This window comes from Sulfitobacter sp. EhC04 (assembly GCF_001650875.1).
Taxonomy (GTDB): domain Bacteria; phylum Pseudomonadota; class Alphaproteobacteria; order Rhodobacterales; family Rhodobacteraceae; genus Sulfitobacter.
In genome coordinates, this window is sequence record NZ_LXYI01000017.1 from 126,120 (window position 1) to 142,885 (window position 16,766).

Annotated in this window: 14 protein-coding genes and 1 pseudogene; 13 read left to right on the top strand and 2 right to left on the bottom strand. The window is 60.6% G+C overall.

Annotated features, from left to right (window positions below; all coding sequences use genetic code 11):
• Positions 1-80: 80 nt before the first annotated feature.
• The 5 genes from xdhA (at position 81) to guaD (ending at position 7,807) form a co-directional block, all read left to right on the top strand.
• On the top strand, positions 81-1,538 hold the full coding sequence (xdhA, locus tag A8B82_RS08880; protein ID WP_067291136.1) for a xanthine dehydrogenase small subunit: 1,458 nt from the start codon (positions 81-83) through the stop codon (positions 1,536-1,538).
• Between the two features lie 89 nt (positions 1,539-1,627).
• Complete coding sequence (gene xdhB / locus A8B82_RS08885) at positions 1,628-3,949, top strand: xanthine dehydrogenase molybdopterin binding subunit (protein ID WP_067291146.1); 2,322 nt, start codon at positions 1,628-1,630, stop codon at positions 3,947-3,949.
• A 4-nt stretch (positions 3,950-3,953) separates the two neighbouring features.
• On the top strand, positions 3,954-4,769 hold the full coding sequence (gene xdhC / locus A8B82_RS08890; protein WP_067290955.1) for a xanthine dehydrogenase accessory protein XdhC: 816 nt from the start codon (positions 3,954-3,956) through the stop codon (positions 4,767-4,769).
• A gap of 66 nt (positions 4,770-4,835) precedes the next feature.
• Positions 4,836-6,440 (top strand): xanthine/uracil/vitamin C permease, encoded by a 1,605-nt coding sequence (locus A8B82_RS08895; RefSeq protein ID WP_067290957.1) that lies wholly within the window; start codon positions 4,836-4,838, stop codon positions 6,438-6,440.
• Between the two features lie 65 nt (positions 6,441-6,505).
• Positions 6,506-7,807 (top strand): guanine deaminase, encoded by a 1,302-nt coding sequence (gene guaD, locus A8B82_RS08900; RefSeq protein ID WP_067290960.1) that lies wholly within the window; start codon positions 6,506-6,508, stop codon positions 7,805-7,807.
• 66 nt (positions 7,808-7,873) lie between these two features.
• Here the strand turns inward: guaD and A8B82_RS08905 are convergent, their stop codons facing one another.
• Positions 7,874-8,476: an aldehyde dehydrogenase family protein gene (locus A8B82_RS08905; protein WP_235604652.1), complete on the bottom strand. Its 603-nt coding sequence runs from the start codon at positions 8,474-8,476 to the stop codon at positions 7,874-7,876.
• A gap of 88 nt (positions 8,477-8,564) precedes the next feature.
• On the opposite strand from A8B82_RS08905, the gene tcuA reads away from it, so the two are divergent.
• The 3 genes from tcuA (at position 8,565) to A8B82_RS08920 (ending at position 10,649) form a co-directional block, all read left to right on the top strand.
• A complete protein-coding gene (gene tcuA / locus A8B82_RS08910) occupies positions 8,565-9,953 on the top strand; it encodes an FAD-dependent tricarballylate dehydrogenase TcuA (protein WP_067290963.1) in 1,389 nt (462 codons plus the stop codon).
• Positions 9,943-10,158, top strand: coding sequence for a hypothetical protein (locus A8B82_RS08915; protein ID WP_067290965.1), 216 nt, complete (start codon positions 9,943-9,945; stop codon positions 10,156-10,158). Before tcuA ends, A8B82_RS08915 begins: the two co-directional genes overlap by 11 nt.
• A gap of 224 nt (positions 10,159-10,382) precedes the next feature.
• Positions 10,383-10,649 carry an IclR family transcriptional regulator domain-containing protein gene (locus A8B82_RS08920; RefSeq protein WP_067290968.1) on the top strand — a complete coding sequence of 89 codons (267 nt, stop codon included), beginning with the start codon at positions 10,383-10,385 and terminating at the stop codon, positions 10,647-10,649.
• A 105-nt stretch (positions 10,650-10,754) separates the two neighbouring features.
• Here the strand turns inward: A8B82_RS08920 and A8B82_RS24495 are convergent.
• Positions 10,755-10,999: pseudogene (locus A8B82_RS24495) on the bottom strand (hypothetical protein); the annotation flags it as partial.
• Between the two features lie 91 nt (positions 11,000-11,090).
• On the opposite strand from A8B82_RS24495, the gene A8B82_RS08930 reads away from it, so the two are divergent.
• The 5 genes from A8B82_RS08930 to A8B82_RS08950 are packed head-to-tail and all read left to right on the top strand — an operon-like array spanning position 11,091 to position 16,741.
• Entirely contained in the window at positions 11,091-12,083 is a 993-nt protein-coding gene (locus A8B82_RS08930) for a glycosyltransferase family 2 protein (protein WP_067290974.1), read from the top strand.
• On the top strand, positions 12,055-13,752 hold the full coding sequence (locus A8B82_RS08935) for a hypothetical protein (protein WP_138069716.1): 1,698 nt from the start codon (positions 12,055-12,057) through the stop codon (positions 13,750-13,752). Before A8B82_RS08930 ends, A8B82_RS08935 begins: the two co-directional genes overlap by 29 nt.
• Positions 13,749-14,939, top strand: coding sequence for a glycosyltransferase (locus A8B82_RS08940; RefSeq protein ID WP_067290979.1), 1,191 nt, complete (start codon positions 13,749-13,751; stop codon positions 14,937-14,939). Before A8B82_RS08935 ends, A8B82_RS08940 begins: the two co-directional genes overlap by 4 nt.
• Before the next feature lie 3 nt (positions 14,940-14,942).
• Positions 14,943-15,785, top strand: coding sequence for a class I SAM-dependent methyltransferase (locus A8B82_RS08945; RefSeq protein WP_082899204.1), 843 nt, complete (start codon positions 14,943-14,945; stop codon positions 15,783-15,785).
• Positions 15,786-15,787: 2 nt separating this feature from the next.
• Positions 15,788-16,741 carry a hypothetical protein gene (locus A8B82_RS08950; protein ID WP_067290985.1) on the top strand — a complete coding sequence of 318 codons (954 nt, stop codon included), beginning with the start codon at positions 15,788-15,790 and terminating at the stop codon, positions 16,739-16,741.
• The last annotated feature ends 25 nt before the right edge of the window (positions 16,742-16,766 follow it).

Below are 16,766 nucleotides of genomic sequence, written 5' to 3' on the forward strand. Positions count from 1 at the left end.
GACTGCGCCGTATTTCAGGCGTCAAAAATGAAGGATACTGATCGCGCCCGCAGATTCACAGCTGCGCCATGGGAGGATTCATGACCATCAGATCAAACATACGCTTTGTCCTCAACGACCGCGACATCACGCTTGAGAGCGTCGGTGCGAGCGATACCTTGCTGGATTTTCTGCGCAATGATCGCCGCCTGACCGGGACCAAAGAGGGCTGCGCCGAGGGGGATTGCGGGGCTTGCACTGTTCTGGTCGGTCGCCTTCAGGACGGGGCGTTGCACTATGAGCCAGTCAATGCCTGTATTCGGTTACTTGCATCGCTAGATGCCTGTCACGTCGTATCCGTCGAACATCTCTCCGGGCCACAAGGTAAATTGCACCCGGTCCAGCAAGCGATGGTCGAACATAATGGCAGCCAGTGCGGCTTTTGCACGCCGGGATTTGTCATGTCGCTTTATGCGCTCTGGATGGGAAATCCGGATCCTTCGGAAACCGAGATTGAAACAGCCCTGCAGGGCAATCTGTGTCGCTGCACCGGCTATGAACCCATCATCAAGGCCGCCAAGGCTGTGACGGCGTTGGGCAATCCGGCCGATGATACGCTGACCCTCGAACGCGAATCGATGACAGCAAGGCTGTCGCATCTGCGCGACGGCATGCGCGTGGACACCTCCAAAGCGGGCAGCCGCTGTATTCTGCCCGCTTCTGTTGATGACCTGGCAGATATTCTGCAGGAAACCCCGGACGCCACGATCATCGCCGGGGCCACGGATGTGGGCCTCTGGATCACAAAGTTCCTGCGCGATATTTCTCCGGTGGTGTTTCTGGGCCATCTCGATGTGCTCAGGAGGATCGAGCAGCGCGACGACACAATCCATATCGGTGCCGGGGTCAGCTATACGGACAGCCGGGCCGTGATGGTTGCGGATTATCCGCATCTTGGCCCGTTCTGGGATCGAATTGCGGGCTGGCAGATCCGCAGCATGGGGACCATCGGCGGCAATATCGCCAATGGTTCGCCCATCGGAGACACACCGCCGGTCCTGATCGCCCTTGGCGCGACCATCACTTTGCGCAAGGGCTCAGCGCGTCGCAGCCTTCCGATTGAGGCATTCTTTATCGACTACGGCAAGCAGGACAGGGGGGCGGGGGAGTTTCTGGAGAGCATTTCAGTGCCCCGCCCCAAGGCAGGCGTGCGCCATGCGGCCTACAAGATTTCCAAGCGCCGGGATGAGGATATTTCATCTATCTGCGCGGCGTTCAACGTCACCGTCGTGGGCGGCATGATCACTGCCGCCAGAATTGCTTTCGGCGGCATGGCGGCAACGCCGAAACGGGCCACAAACGCAGAAACGGCTCTGGTCGGTGCCGAATGGAGCGAAGCCGCGTTGCTAAGGGCCGCGACAGCGCTTGGGGATGATTTTGCGCCTCTTACGGATTGGCGCGCCTCGGCGGAATACCGGTTGTTGGTATCCAAAAACCTGTTTCGCAAATTCTGGCGCGATCAGCAGGACAGTGACGCAGCCGTTCAATTGACCGCGTAAGGGAGGATCCGGATATGAGCACCAAGGACACAACTGAAGCCGTCATTGATACGGACAAGCGCAAGGACCCGCCCCTGGCGCAGCATCTGATGCGTGCCGATCAGGGTCGCACAACCATTAAAGGCGGGGTCAGTACCGACCTGCGCCATGAAAGCGCAATCAAGCATGTCACCGGGCGCGCGGATTATTGCGATGACATTCCCGAACCGGTCGGAACGCTGCATGCCTATCTGGGCCTTTCCACCCGCGCCCATGCGGTGATCCGCAGGCTGGACCTGACCGCAGTACGATCCGCCCCCGGTGTTGTCGATGTGCTGACGGCGGTGGACATTCCCGGTGTCAACGACGTCTCGCCAACAGGACGTCACGACGAGCCGATCTTCGCAACCGAAAAGGTCGAATTCTGGGGGCAGCCGATGTTTGCCGTCATTGCAGAAACGCGCGATGCCGCCCGGCGCGCGGCCAGGCTGGCCCAGGTCAGCTACGACGATCTGCCCCACGTGCTCGATCCCGAAGCAGCGCAGCAGGCGGGAATGGATTACGTCACACCGCCACTCACACTCAAGCGGGGCAAGGCAGGCGAAGCCATGGCAAGGGCACCCCATCGCATCAAGGGCAAGTTCCGCATTGGCGGTCAGGATCACATGTATCTGGAAGGGCATATCGCATTTGCCATTCCGGGTGAGGACGAGGATGTGACGGTCCATTCATCGACCCAGCACCCGACAGAGGCGCAGCACATGGTCGCCCATGTCCTTGGCGTGCCCTCCAACGCAGTGACGATCAATGTGCGCCGGATGGGTGGCGGGTTCGGTGGCAAGGAAACACAGATGAACCTGTTCTGCGCAGTCGCCGCAGTAGCTGCAAAGAAATGGAACTGCGCGGTGAAAATTCGGCCCGATCGGGACGACGACATGTCGGCAACCGGCAAGCGGCACGATTTCGTCGTCGACTACGAGGTCGGCTTTGACGACACGGGCCGGATCGAAGCGGTCGCGGGAGACTTCGCAGCACGCTGCGGGTTTTCTTCGGATCTTTCGGGTCCGGTGACGGACCGGGCGCTGTTTCATGCGGACAACGCCTATTATTATCCCAACGTTCTGCTGAACTCGCACCCGATGAAGACGAACACCGTCTCCAACACCGCATTCCGTGGATTTGGCGGGCCGCAAGGTGTCATCGTCGCGGAGCGGATCATGGAAGAGATCGCCTATCATCGCGGTGTCGACAGCCTTGAAATTCGCAAGCGCAATTTTTACGGCGACACGGGGCGCAATGTGACGCCCTATCATCAGACCGTCGAAGACAATATCGCACCACGCATTGTGCAGGAACTTGAGGAAAGCGCCGATTATCAGGCGCGCCGCCAGGCCGTGCTCGACTGGAACGCCAAAGGCGACACAATCCGCAAAGGCATCGCGCTCACCCCTGTAAAGTTTGGCATTTCATTCACGGCAACTTGGTACAATCAGGCCGGGGCGCTGTTGCATGTGTATTCGGATGGATCAATCCACCTGAACCATGGCGGCACGGAGATGGGCCAGGGGCTGAACACCAAGATTGCGCAAATCGTCGCGGAGGAATTTCAGGTCGACTTCGACCAGATCAAGATTACCAGAACCACGACGGAGAAGGTGCCGAATACCTCTGCGACGGCCGCCTCGTCGGGATCAGACCTCAACGGGATGGCGGCGCAGGATGCCGCACAACAGATCAAGACGCGGCTGGTTGCCTTCGCCGCCGAGCGTTGGCAAACCGACGTCAGCAACGTGCGATTCATTGCAAATGCGGTGCAGATCGGGGACGAGACGATCCCCTTCGCCGATTTTATCCGCGAGGCCTATATGGCGCGGGTGCATCTGTCCGCCGCCGGATTCTACAAGACGCCAAAAATCCATTGGAACCGCGACACAGGCACCGGGCGCCCGTTCTACTACTTCGCATATGGCGCCGCCTGTTCGGAAGTGACGGTTGACACGCTCACCGGTGAATACCGCGTCGAACGGACGGATATCCTGCATGACGTGGGCAAATCACTGAACCCGATCATCGACAAAGGCCAAGTTGAGGGCGCGTTTATCCAAGGCATGGGTTGGCTGACCACCGAGGAACTGTGGTGGGATGACAAGGGGCAGCTTCGCACCCATGCCCCCTCGACTTACAAGATCCCGCTGGCGTCCGACCGTCCGCGCATCTTCAACGTCGAACTGGCGAAATGGTCGGAGAACCGAGAGAACACGATCAAACGGTCCAAGGCAGTGGGCGAGCCCCCCTTCATGCTGGGCATATCCGTATTCGAAGCCCTGTCACATGCGGTCGCAAGCGTGGCGGATTACAAGACCTGCCCGCGCCTTGATGCGCCCGCAACACCAGAGCGTGTGCTGATGGCAATTGAGCGGTTGCGAGGCTGATCCAATGCGCCTGTCTCAGTTCCTTGGCACCAATTCCGACATTGTCCGGGTTTCCCTGTGCCGCGTGCGCGGGTCGTCCCCGCGCGAAGCCGGGGCAGAGATGTTTGTGACTCCCAACGGGCTGCACGGGACAATCGGTGGCGGACAGCTCGAATACATGGCTATTGATCAGGCCCGTAAAATGCTCTGCAACGGGCGCAATTTTGACCAGATGGACGTGCCGCTTGGGCCGGAAATCGGGCAATGCTGCGGCGGGCGCGTCGATCTTGACCTGCGGCGAATGAGCCAGACTGATCGTGCAGAAGCCCTGGCCGCCGATGTGGAGCGGCACGCGGCGCGATCTCATGTCTATATCCTGGGTGCGGGCCATATCGGGCGCGCGCTTGCCCGGTTTTTCCAGTTTCTTCCTATACGCTGCATCTTGATCGACAGTCGCGCAGAGGAGTTGGCGCTGGCCGATGCAGAGGTCGAAAAGCGTCTGTCGCCGATGGCCGAGGCCGACATTCGAGCGGCCCCGCCCGGCAGCGCGTTCATCGTTCTAACCCATGACCACGCACTCGACTTTCTGTTGACGTCCGAAGCACTGGACCGGCGCGATGCTGCCTACGTCGGCCTGATCGGCTCTGCGACCAAACGGATGAAATTCGCACGCTTTCACCAAAGCCACGCCGCGCAGAGCGATTGCACCAGGCTGATTTGCCCGATCGGAGACACCAGCAGCCCTGACAAGCGCCCCGAGGTTATTGCGACCTCCGTCACGGCGCAGGTCATGAGCGTGCTGACCAGCGCGCGGAGCGAGGACGTCAAACTGACAAACTGAAAGAAGCCCGCGCGGTACAGCCAATTGCGCCGACGGGGCCAGACACTTTACGGGAGGAGACCCAAAATGTCGGACACCACTTACACCTACAAACTATTCAACAGGAGCGATTTCAACGCTTTCTGGGCGCTATTCACCGATAACCTCGTCAACCTGCTGATCCTGTCGGGTGTCTGTCAATTTGTCTTTCAGATGCCTGCCGAAATCGTATTTGGGCGGATTGTCCCCGGCGCGGCCGTCGCCATCCTGGCTGGTGTTGCGGTCTATGCGTTGCTGGCCAAATGGGTCGCCAATCGTCAGGGAAAGGACGTGACCGCGCTGCCATACGGCATCTCGACCCCTGTTATGTTTGTCTATCTCTTTGGGGTGATCGGCCCGATATTCTGGGCGACAAACGATCCGCTGCTGGCCTGGCAGGTCGGCATTGGTGCCGGCTTCATGGGCGGTATCGTCGCGGCTTTCGGAGCCATCATCGGCCCGTTTCTCAAGCGCATCACACCCCGGGCCGGCATGCTGGGCACCCTGTGCGGCATCGCGCTGGTCTTCATCGGCTCCGTCCCACTGGCAGAGATTTTCGAACATCCGCTGATCGGTTTCACGTCTCTGCTGTTCATCCTCTGGGGTCTTATTGGCCGCTTCCGGCTACCCGGGAATGTGCCTGCCGGTCTGGTTGCAATTGCGGTTGGTACGGTCATTGCGATCTTTCTGGGGCAGTCGTCATTCAGCACGGACGGTATTGGGTACTACCCGCCGGTCCCCTATTTCGGAGATATGATGGCCGGCATTCAATATCTGTTTGCCAATCCAGAACTGTTCCTCGTCCTTATCCCTGTCCAGATCTACAACTTTATCGAAACCATGAATAACGTGGAATCGGCGGAGGCAGCAGGGGACACCTATCCGGTCGCCCTGTGCCAGGTGACAGACGGGGCAGGCACGATGATCGGTGCGTTGTTTGGTTCGCCCTTCCCGACCACCGTCTATATCGGCCACCCGGCCTACAAGCGCATGGATGCGCGGGCGGGTTACATCATCGGTGTGGCCTTTGTCATTTCAGCGGCGGCATTCCTTGGCTTTCTGTCGTTCCTGGCCGGATTGATCCCCATCGCGGCGGCTGCCCCGGTGTTGGTATTTGTCTCGGTCAGCCTCATTACCAATACGGCCTTTGCAGTAAAGCCTGCCCATATGGCTGCGGTGGCCTTTGCGATCCTACCGCATATCTCGGAGTTCCTGATGGTCAAATGGGGATCGCTTATGAATGCACTGCGCAATTCCGGCGTCGAGGGTCTGCCGTCGCTTGGCGACACTGAACTTACCGCAGCCCTGCTCAGGGAAGGCGCGCATTACGAAGGGCATCTGGCCCTGTCTCAGGGGGCAATCATCACCGGCCTTGTCTGGGGTGCAATCGTTGCCGATGTCATCGACGGGCGGTTCCGCCATGCGGGCGGGTTCGCCATCGTTGCGGCCATGATGTCATCGGTTGGGATCATCCACAGCTACACGCTCCAGCTTCCACAGTTTGATGGAATCACCGTCGGCTACCTGATCATTGGTGCCTTCTTGATCTTCTATCCGATGTTCGCGCCTCGCGAAGTTCTGGAGCACCGGATCATCGTGCCGGACGAGCCGGATTTTCTGGACGACGATACCCCGGCCTACAACCGGGCTTGAAAAGGAAGGGCGCGACGGCCGTCTGTGCGCCGCGCCCGGCCAATTCTCTCAAAGGATATGCTTACATGACCGACACTTTGCTGCGCGGACGGATATTGACGTTTCACCAAGAACCAAAAGATGCCGAAGACAGTGAGGCATACAGCTATGTTGAAGATGGCGCGATCCTTGTGCGCGACGGCAAGATTGTCGCGTCGGGGGAGTACCGTGATAGCGCTGCACGCTCACCTGATGCCAGGGTCATGGATCACCGCCCGCATCTCCTGATGGCCGGATTTATCGACGCGCATATCCACTTTCCACAGGTCCAGATCGTCGCAAGCTGGGGCAGCCAACTGCTCGATTGGTTGAATGGATATACCTTCCCGGCAGAGGCGGATTATGCCGACGCACAACATGCAACCGCGATGGCGGGCCATTTCTGCGATTTGCTGACCGACCATGGCACCACAACTGCCGTTGCCTTCTGTTCTGTCCACAAGGCGTCAGCCGAGGCGTTGTTTTCGGCGGCAGCAAACAGGAACATGCGGATCATCGCAGGCAAGACGATGATGGATCGAAATGCGCCCGGATCTGTTCTGGATACGCCCCAAACAAGTTACGACGAGAGCAAGGAGCTGATCGCCAACTGGCATGGCAAGGGCCGCGCCTCCTATGCGATTACACCCCGCTTTGCGATCACCTCTACGCCCGAACAGATGGAGATGGCGGGCGCGCTGGCAGTGGAACATCCCGATTGCTACATCCAGACCCATCTGTCCGAGAACCACGCTGAAATCGCCTTTACCGCACAGCTCTATCCCGAGGCGCGCGATTATCTCGATGTATACGAAACCTACGGTCTCATGGGCCAAAAGACCTTGCTGGGCCACGCGATCCACCTGAAGGAACGTGAAATTGCCGCCATTGCCCAAGCGGGGGCACACCCGGTATTTTGCCCCACCTCAAATCTGTTCCTGGGAAGCGGTCTTTTCGATGATGCCGGATTGCGCGCCCATGGCATTTCAAACGGTATCGCAACGGATATCGGGGCGGGCACCAGCTATTCGATGCTTCAGACCCTGAATGAAGGCTACAAGATCCTGCAATTGCGGGACCAGAAGCTGCACGCGTTGCGTGCATTCCATTGGATCACCCGCGGCAATGCAGAGGTGCTTGGATTATCAGACAAGATCGGAACACTCGATGCCGGAACAGAGGCGGACATCGTTGTCCTGAACGCCCGCGCAACGCCCGCCATGGCACTGCGTATGGGCAAAGCGGAAACCCTCTCCGAAGAACTGTTCGTATTGCAGATGATGGGGGATGATCGCGCCATCGTGCAAACTTACCTCGCCGGTCATCCTCAGAAAGGGATTGTCAGATGATGACCGTCACAGGGCTGGAAAAGCAAAGGCATGGGCATTGCCAAAATAATAAATCTGGCACTGCCCTCAGACCGACCAATAAACACTCTTCAACTGCTGGTAGGCGCGCATCCCCTGGATGCCCTTCTCACGACCATGCCCCGATAGCTTTAAACCCCCGAATGGCGCTGCGATGGACAGTTGCTTGTACGTATTGATCCAGACTGTGCCCGCTTCGAGTGCGCGGGCCACGCGCCAGGCGCGGCGGTAGTCGCCGGTCCAGATGCCGGCAGCGAGGCCGTAGGCACTGTCATTGGCGGCCTCGATCAGGGCGGCTTCGTCCTCGAATGTCATGAAGCACAGCACGGGGCCGAATATTTCTTCCTGTGCGATAGCGGCGAAATTATCGAGTCCACCGATGATGGTCGGTTGGAAATAAGCGCCATCGGCATAGGAATCACCATCGGGTCGATGTCCCCCGAAAAGGATCTCTCCCCCTGCTTCCACAGCGGATGCAACGAGGGCCCCGACCCTGTCACGATGAGCGAATGAGGACAGAGGGCCGATCACGCTGCCCGGATCTGCGGGCGGGCCAAGCCGCATCCCGGCGGCGGCCTTGATCAGCAGATTACGGAAATTTTCTGAAACTGACGCCTCGACAAAGAGGCGTGTTCCGCGCCCATGGGGCAGAGCTGGCGCGGACGCGTATGGAAAAAGCGCGCGAGGCGGGACTTGGCGATGCCTATTTCCCGGCTCTGGTCCGGGTGACGGATCGGACATGACGGGAGAATGGGATGTCCTGATTGCCGGGGGCGGCAATGCAGCACTTTGCGCGGCCATCGCCGCCCGGCGGGCGGGGCGCAGCGTTCTGGTGCTGGAGAAGGCCCCGAAGTTCTATCGCGGCGGCAACACACGGCACACCCGCAACATGCGTTGCGCCCATGACGCGGCAACCGGAACGCTGACCGGCCCCTATACCGGCGAAGAGTTCATGCAGGATCTTCTGCGGGTCACGTCCGGCAACACGGACGAAGCGCTGGCGCGGATGATGATCGACCGGTCCTACGACATGCTGGACTGGATTCAACAGCAGGGCGTGCGGTTCCAGCCCTCGCTCGGTGGCACGCTCAGCCTCGGGCGGACCAACGCGTTCTTCCTGGGCGGCGGGCGGTCGATGCTGAACGCGCTTTACCGCACCGCCGAAGCTCTGGGCGTTGAAACCCGCTATGAGCACGAGATCACCGGCGTTGAGCTCGACGGCCCCCGGTTTCACGCCGCCCAGATCCGCACCCCCGACGGGGGCACCCGGATTGAGGCGCGCAGCCTCATCGCGGCCAGCGGCGGCTTTCAGGCCGACGTCGACTGGCTGAAACAGGGCTGGGGCAAAAGGGCGGAAAACTTCCTGATCCGCGGCACGCCCTACAACCGCGGCAGCCTGACCCGCGCCCTGATCGACAGCGGTGTCCAGCAGATCGGGGACGCAACCCAGTGTCATGCCGTGGCCATCGACGCCCGCGCCCCGAAATTTGACGGCGGCATCATCAAGCGGCTCGACTGCGTGGTCTTCGGCATTGTCGTCAACAAGAACGCCACCTGCTTCTACGATGAAGGAGAAGACATTTGGCCAAAGCGCTACGCCATCTGGGGCCGCCTGGTGGCCGACCAGCCGGACCAGATCGCCTACATCCTCTTTGACGCGCCCAATCTGGAGAAATTCATGCCCTCTCTCTACCCGCCGGTGCAGGCGGCCAGAATCCCGGAACTGGCGCAGGAACTGTCGCTCGACCCGGATCAGTTAGGCCAGACCGTCGAAGGATTCAACGCTGCCGTCGTCGGCGAGATTCCCTTCGATCACACCGAGCTTGACGGCAACCGGACCGAGGGCCTGGGCATCGACAAGACCAACTGGGCGCAGCGGATCGAGACACCGCCCTATTACGCCTACCCGGTGCGTCCGGGGATCACTTTCACTTATCTGGGCACGCGTGTGGATGATCGCGCCCGCATGGTCATAGCCAACGGCAAACCCGCCGATAACATGTACGCCGCCGGAGAAATCATGGCCGGCAACGTCCTGGGCCAGGGCTACGCCGCCGGGATCGGCATGACCATCGGCGCTGCCTTCGGACGCCTCGCCGGAGAGGAGGCCGCCGCCCATGTGGCATAGCACCCCCGCCCTGACCGAAGCCGACCGCCTGATGACGGTCTGCAATTCCTGCCGCTATTGCGAAGGTCTCTACAAGAGCACCATTCTCCGCATTCTCGAGTCACTGCTAGATGCAGGCTACATAATGCGCGTGGAGGACTCGAAATACGCCCTTGGCCCCTCGATCATGAATCTCGGGTTGGCCTATGAACGCTCGAACCCGTAGCGGCACATTGTGATGCCGGTGATGGAGCGACTGGTCGACAGTGGGGTCGAAAGCCCATCCTTTCATATCCGGCAGTCGGCGGACGAACGACTTTGCCTGTTCAGAGTGGATTCGTGGCATTCGACCCTTGATCGGGTTCATGCAGGTGATCGGTTGCCCATGCGTCGCGGTGCGGCCGGAAAGGTTCTGCTGGCCTTCGCTCCAACGAGCCGGACGCGCCAGAATTGCAGCAGATCCGTAAGGAATGTTTCGCCATTTCCCTCGGCGAGCGGGACAAGTTCTGTGCGGGGATCGCTGCGCCGGTGTTTTCGAGCGGTAACATCCTGATCGGGGCTTTGTCACTTTCGGGCCCGAAGGAACGGTTTTCCCCAAAGGCTGTGGCCCGGATGAAAGGCCCGCTGCTGGCCGCCGCGCGCGAACTGACTGAGGCCCTGGAGGGCACTTACGCCATCCCCGAGCCGTTCACGGACGGGTTCTGTTGCATTAGTTAATGCGACGGCATCGTCAACTTATCAGTTTTCCGAATAGGTGATCCAGTCCCTTGGCCAAGCGGCCTTCAACTCACAGGTGATGCTGTTCCAAGTGCTGTGAGTATCTTACCGAGGTCGTCGATAGCTGGAGCGGACATTTTCTGGCGGCGGGGACGAAATACGGTTTGGACTTGATCATGGACAGACAAAAAGAGCTGTACTTGGCTGGGCGATTTAAAGCGGGCCATGCATGGCACGGCAGTGTTTTGCTTGCAAACCATGGGTGGGATCTTTTATCGACGCCGCGTCGGTCGAAGCGAGCCTGCAGATCTGTTGTTTAAGCCCTTTTCCCTGCGGTGGTCGATGCCAGGCATCCTGACTTTTTCGGTTAATTTGCATTTTCTTGCCGCACTTCTGCCCCAGAAGCCTGAAATCAACGATCAAGGCTAGTGGGAGCATTCTATGAAACTGATCGTCCAAATTCCGGCATTGAACGAAGAAGAAACACTGGCGGAGGCCATCACGGCAGTCCCGCGCCGGATACGCGGTATCACAAGCGTTGAAGTCCTGGTGATCGACGATGGGTCGACCGACCGCACTGTCGAGGTCGCAAAACAGGCTGGTGCCGATCACATCCTGCAAATGAGCAGCCATGTCGGCCTTGCCCGTGCCTTTCTGGCCGGGATCGAGGAATCTCTGGCCCTCGGGGCCGACATCATCGTCAATACTGACGCGGACAACCAGTATTGCGCCGAAGATATTCCAGCCCTGATCGAACCCGTGCTGGACCGCCGCGCGCAGATCGTTGTCGGCGCCCGCCCGATCAGGGAAATCGAAAGCTTCTCGCCGGTCAAGAAGGCCTTGCAGCGCCTGGGCAGCTGGGTTGTCCGCGTGGCCAGCGGCACCGACATTCCCGACGCGCCCAGCGGTTTTCGCGCCTACGCACGCGATGCCGCCGCCAGGCTTTGCGTGGTGAACACATACACCTATACGCTGGAAACGATCATCCAGGCAGGCCGCAAGCGAATCCCGATGACCTCCGTTCCAGTGCGCGTAAACACGGTGAAACGCCCCTCGCGGCTGTTTCGCGGCATGGGTCAATACATCATGCGCTCGGTCAAGACGATCCTGCGGGTTTTCGTCATCTATGCCCCTCTGCGGTTCTTCATGGCCCTCGCGGCGCTCTTTTCACTGCCGGCGCTGGCCGGTATCGGGCGGTTTGTTTATTTCTATGCCACCGACGGCGGCGCGGGCCACGTGCAATCCCTTGTCCTGTCCGGTGCGCTTCTGGCCATGGCCACAATCCTCTTTGCTGTCGGGATCCTGGCCGATCTGATCGCCGCGAACCGCAGCCTGCTGGAAGACATCCGCGCCCGTGAGCTGCTGCGCAAGCCCCAGCGCCTGCAACAAACCGCAAAGGTTGTTCATGCCGTTGATTTCGCAAATGCATCCTGAAGGCATCTCCCTGCCGTCCGCTGCGCAGGGCCAGCAACGCATCGCCGATGATATGCGCCGGAACGCGGTCCGGCTGGTGATCCTTTGCGTGCTGGTCGCCATGGCCGGCATGAGCTGGACCCGGAACGTGAACTGGGACGAATTCTATTTCCTCTCCCATGTCCATGCCCACCTTGACGACCGGCTTGACCGCCCGCTTCAGACCGTCTTTGTACATGCATTCGGCTGGCTGGCAGAAGTCTCCGGCAACGAGGTCGACCAGATTGCAATTGCCCGTCTTGTCATGCTCGGCTTCTTCGCGGCAAGCTGCCTTGCCCTGCACCGGATAGCAGCCACACTGACAACTGAACGATCCGCCGATATCGCCGTGCTTGCCTTCGTGACCTCGGGTTTTGCCTTTGCTCATGGCTCCAGCTTTCGCGCCGATCCGATGGCGGCGGGGCTGCTGATGTGCGCGCTGGCCCTGATGATGACCACGCGCATGGGGCTCTTGCATATCCTCACCGCCGCGGTGTTCTGCGCCCTTGCGCTGCTCGTCACTGTGAAATCCGCGCTCTACCTGCCGGTCTTTATCGGCGCGCTGGTGTGGCGCTGGAACACACGCGGCCTGGTGCTGCGCTGCCTTACCGCAGCCGTACTGGCGCTGGCAATTGCCGCTGCACTCTTTGTCTGGCATGCCGCCGGTATCACCCCCGCCGAAGGGGCAGATGCCAAGACAAACCTCGGTGATGCAGCGCGCGTCACGCTGGGCGGTAGTGGTCTGCTTCCCCGCTGGCCTGAACTCTCTTTGTGGCTGATGTTCAGCATGGGTGCTGTGCTTTTGGTCCTCGCCGGCTTTGGCGCTGCGTCCGGTGCCAGGTTGAAAACCGTCCTGCTGCTCTTTGCCATGCCACTCCTGTCTGTCTTGCTTTACCGCAACGCCTTTCCCTATTTCTTTCCCTTTGCCGTGCCGCCGCTGATGATTGCCGTTGCCGTCGGTGCGCAGGCGATGACGGACGGGCTGATCCGCAAACTCGCCCTTGTGCTGATGATCGCAAGCGGCCTGATCCAGACCCAAAGAGCACTGGTGGAGCGCAATGCAGACCAGCACGCCACAATTGCCGAAGTGCACCGGATCTTTCCCGAACCGGTCACCTACATCGACCAGAACGGCATGATTTCCAGCTTCGACCGACAAGGTTTTTTCATGTCGACCTGGGGCATCGCCACCTATCGCGCGGCGGGCACACCCGTCTTCGCCGATCTGATCGCCGACACCCGCCCGCCCCTACTGCTGGCAAACCGGGCTGAGCTTTACGCGGCGCTGCGGCCCGCAATGGACGACAGCCGGTTTCTGGGTCTGCTGCCCGAGGATGCGCTTATCCTGCGCCAGAGCTATGTGCATCATGCCGGAGCGATCTGGCTGGCGGGGCAGGAAGTAACACTTGCAAATGGCATGGCGACGGCGGAACTGCCCTTCCCCGGCAGCTACCGGGTCGAGGCGGATACGCCCGTCATGATCGGCGCCACCCAAGTATCCTCCGGCGAGGTGGTGACCCTTGGGGGCGGCGAAATCGAAATCCTCGGCCCAAAAGGCACCAAAGTGCGACTAATCTGGAACACCGCAGCCGCACCCGCCCAAATTTCATTGCCTGAAACCGGGCTATATGCTGGGTTCTGGCGGCTATGACACAGATCGCCGCGACCCTTGCCCCATGCGCACCCTACCGCGACAGCCCGCGCGCCTCGGCGTCGGATCAGCCTTTGCGCGTGGTCCTATGGGGCAGCTACGATCTGGGCAAACCGCGCACCCGCATCCTGCGCGAAGGCCTTCTCCAGGCCGGTGTCGAGGTGACGGAAATCCACGCCGACATCTGGGAGGGGGATGCAGACAAAAGCCAACTGAGCCGCTCGCAGATGGTCCTACGCCTGCTCAGGCTGCTGCTGGTCTATCCCGTCTTGATCTACCGTTACCTGCGCGCCCCGCAGCATGATCTGGTGATGGTCCCCTATCTGGGGCAGTTCGACGTGATCGTTCTGTGGCCCTTTGCCACGCTGCGCGGGCGGCCTGTGGTGCTGGACCTGTTCCTGTCACTTTACGATACCGTCGTGAACGATCGCAAAATGGTGCAACCCGGCACCATTGTCGCCCGTGTCCTGAAGGCGCTTGAACGCCTGTCCTGCTGCGCTGCTGACATTGTCCTGCTGGACACCAGCGCCCACGCCGAACGGATTGCGGGCATGCTTGGCCTCGACTCTGCAAAATTCGATGCCGTGCCTGTGGGTGCCGAACCCGGTGCATTTGCGCAGGTGGCACCGCATGTGCCCCACGCCGGCCGCACGCGGATCCTGTTCTATGGCCAACTCATCCCGCTTCAGGGGGTTGAAACGATCCTGGACGCGGCCCGCTCTGAACGCGGACAGCAGTTCGACTGGCATCTCATCGGCAGCGGCCAAGACCAGCCGCTTGTCGCTGATGCCCTCGCCGCTTGCCAGCTGGATCATATCACATGGGACCGATGGGTGCCCTATGAGGATCTGGCAAAAGCCATCGAAGCCTGCGATATCTGCCTTGGCATATTTGGCACGTCTGACAAGGCCGCCAGCGTTGTGCCCAACAAGGTCTATCAAAGCCTTTTTGCAAAACGGCCTGTCATCACCCGCGACAGCCCTGCCCTGCGCGAGGTCTTTGCCCGGGCCGACCCGGCACTGTGCCTTGTCCCCGCCGCAGACCCCGCTGCCATCCTTGATGCAATCGACCTGCTTGAATCGGTCGGATTTCCGGCCATGCAACCCGACCTGCTGGAGGGCGCACAGCCCACCCGGATCGGCGAAACCCTATGCGCAAAGATCGCGCCCCTTGTGGGAAGGACCTAAAAGATGACAACAGCAAGTGTTTGCGCAATGAACGGGCCCACCCCGTCTGACGACACAGTCTGGCACCCGACTTATGGTCCGGCCCTGCCGACCCTCAACTGGGTCCCGGCACCGCGTTATCTGCTGCGGCGGGCCCGCGTGTTGCATCACTTGGCCGGTATTTCCCCTTGCCGCGTGGTCGATATCGGCTGCGGCCCAGCGGCGTTGCTGGCGGAACTGGCCGCGAAAGGCTTCGATGCCGTCGGCGTCGACCGCGCGCAACCCGCGCTTGACCTTGCCGCGCGGTTTGCAACCTCCGATAGCCCCATGCGCCTGCAGGCAGAGCTTGACCCCGACTGGCGCGGCAGCTTTGATCTGGCCTTGTCATTCGAAGTCATCGAACATCTCGAAGAAGACGTGCAAGCCATGGCTGAATGGCGCGAATACCTCAAACCGGGGGGCCGGCTGATCCTGTCCACCCCGGCGCACCCTTCCCGCTGGAACGCGGCGGATGTCTGGGCCGGTCACATGCGGCGCTACACCCGCAAAGGTCTGACAGAAGCCGTCACCAGCGCGGGGTTCGCCATTGAAAAAATCGAATGCTACGGCTTTCCCTTGGCCAACGTGATGGAAGTCTGGCGCGCCCGTGCTTACGGCAAGGCGCTGGAAAAGGCCGCGAAGTCTGACAAATCCGCCCATGACCTGACCGACGAAAGCGGCAGCGACCGTTCGGTTGAGAGCCGCTTTTGGAAACTGTTCGCCTCCCTTCCCATGACCACCGCCATGCGTCTTGCAAACCAGATCCAGCGTCCGTTCCTGCAAACCGACCTAGGGAACGGCTATCTGGTCCTGGCACGCAAAGTCTGATCATGAAACGCGCGCTTCGTATCATCGGGACGGTTCTGGCGCTCAGCTGGATAGGCTGGCTGATCGTGCAGCAGGCTCCGAACCTGCCTGCGCTCGACCTGTCCTCCCCTGCCCTCTGGGCCGCTCTGATGTTGGCGCTTTGCTGCTATGTAATATCTCAGCTGGCGGCAGCCGAAGCATGGTGCCGCATCCTGTCATTCCGGCAGGTCGCGATCGCACCGCAACGCGCACGCAGCCAGCCGATGATATCGCAGATCGGCAAATACATTCCCGGCAACGTGGCGCATCTGTTCGGGCGTTTGGTGATCGGGCGGCGCGACGGCGTGGCGGGGGGTGTTCTGGTCGCGTCGATGGTGCTTGAGATCGGCTTTACCCTCGCCGCCGGCTTTACAGTGGCCGCCGCGCTCTTGCTGTTCATGCCAGACACCCTGCCCCGCCTCGCGCGCGACTTCCCGCGTGTCAGCGCCTGGCTCACACCGCAACTGATCGCAGTCGCACTGATCATCGGGGGTGCACTCGGGGCTGTCTTGCTTAAACGCAGGTTGCGCAATCTGGACCTGCCGCAACCCGGCCTGCGCCAATTGGCCAGTCCCCTGGCCTTGCACATCACAACCTTCCCGGTCCTCGGCATATCTCTCTGGGCCACGGCATTGGCCGTCAGCCCCGATGCAGCGCCCGGCCTGGTGACCTGCATCCTCGTCTTTGCCTTCGCCTGGGTGGCGGGATTTGTCATGCCGGGCGCGCCGGGCGGCATCGGCGTGCGCGACAGCATCATCGTGCTGGGACTTGCTGCCAGTCTCGGCGAAGGCTCCGGGCTTGCCATCGCTCTGCTGCACCGCGCCATTTCCGTCCTGGGAGATGTCGCCACATTCGGCATCGGCTGGAAAATGCGCCACTCGAAAGCACGCGCTGTTCCCAGAAATAGGCCCGACAGCGCCCCATTTCTGGCCGATTGATCGCCCATCAAAGTGTCCAAAGGGT

Excerpts from the sequence above, each read along its gene's own strand:
- xdhA (WP_067291136.1), top strand. The coding sequence starts at position 81 with ATGACCATCAGATCAAACATACGCTTTGTCCTCAACGACCGCGACATC.
- xdhB (WP_067291146.1), top strand. The coding sequence starts at position 1,628 with ATGCGTGCCGATCAGGGTCGCACAACCATTAAAGGCGGGGTCAGTACC.
- xdhC (WP_067290955.1), top strand. The coding sequence starts at position 3,954 with ATGCGCCTGTCTCAGTTCCTTGGCACCAATTCCGACATTGTCCGGGTT.
- A8B82_RS08895 (WP_067290957.1), top strand. The coding sequence starts at position 4,836 with ATGTCGGACACCACTTACACCTACAAACTATTCAACAGGAGCGATTTC.
- guaD (WP_067290960.1), top strand. The coding sequence starts at position 6,506 with ATGACCGACACTTTGCTGCGCGGACGGATATTGACGTTTCACCAAGAA.
- tcuA (WP_067290963.1), top strand. The coding sequence starts at position 8,565 with ATGACGGGAGAATGGGATGTCCTGATTGCCGGGGGCGGCAATGCAGCA.
- A8B82_RS08915 (WP_067290965.1), top strand. The coding sequence starts at position 9,943 with ATGTGGCATAGCACCCCCGCCCTGACCGAAGCCGACCGCCTGATGACG.
- A8B82_RS08930 (WP_067290974.1), top strand. The coding sequence starts at position 11,091 with ATGAAACTGATCGTCCAAATTCCGGCATTGAACGAAGAAGAAACACTG.
- A8B82_RS08935 (WP_138069716.1), top strand. The coding sequence starts at position 12,055 with ATGCCGTTGATTTCGCAAATGCATCCTGAAGGCATCTCCCTGCCGTCC.
- A8B82_RS08940 (WP_067290979.1), top strand. The coding sequence starts at position 13,749 with ATGACACAGATCGCCGCGACCCTTGCCCCATGCGCACCCTACCGCGAC.
- A8B82_RS08945 (WP_082899204.1), top strand. The coding sequence starts at position 14,943 with ATGACAACAGCAAGTGTTTGCGCAATGAACGGGCCCACCCCGTCTGAC.
- A8B82_RS08950 (WP_067290985.1), top strand. The coding sequence starts at position 15,788 with ATGAAACGCGCGCTTCGTATCATCGGGACGGTTCTGGCGCTCAGCTGG.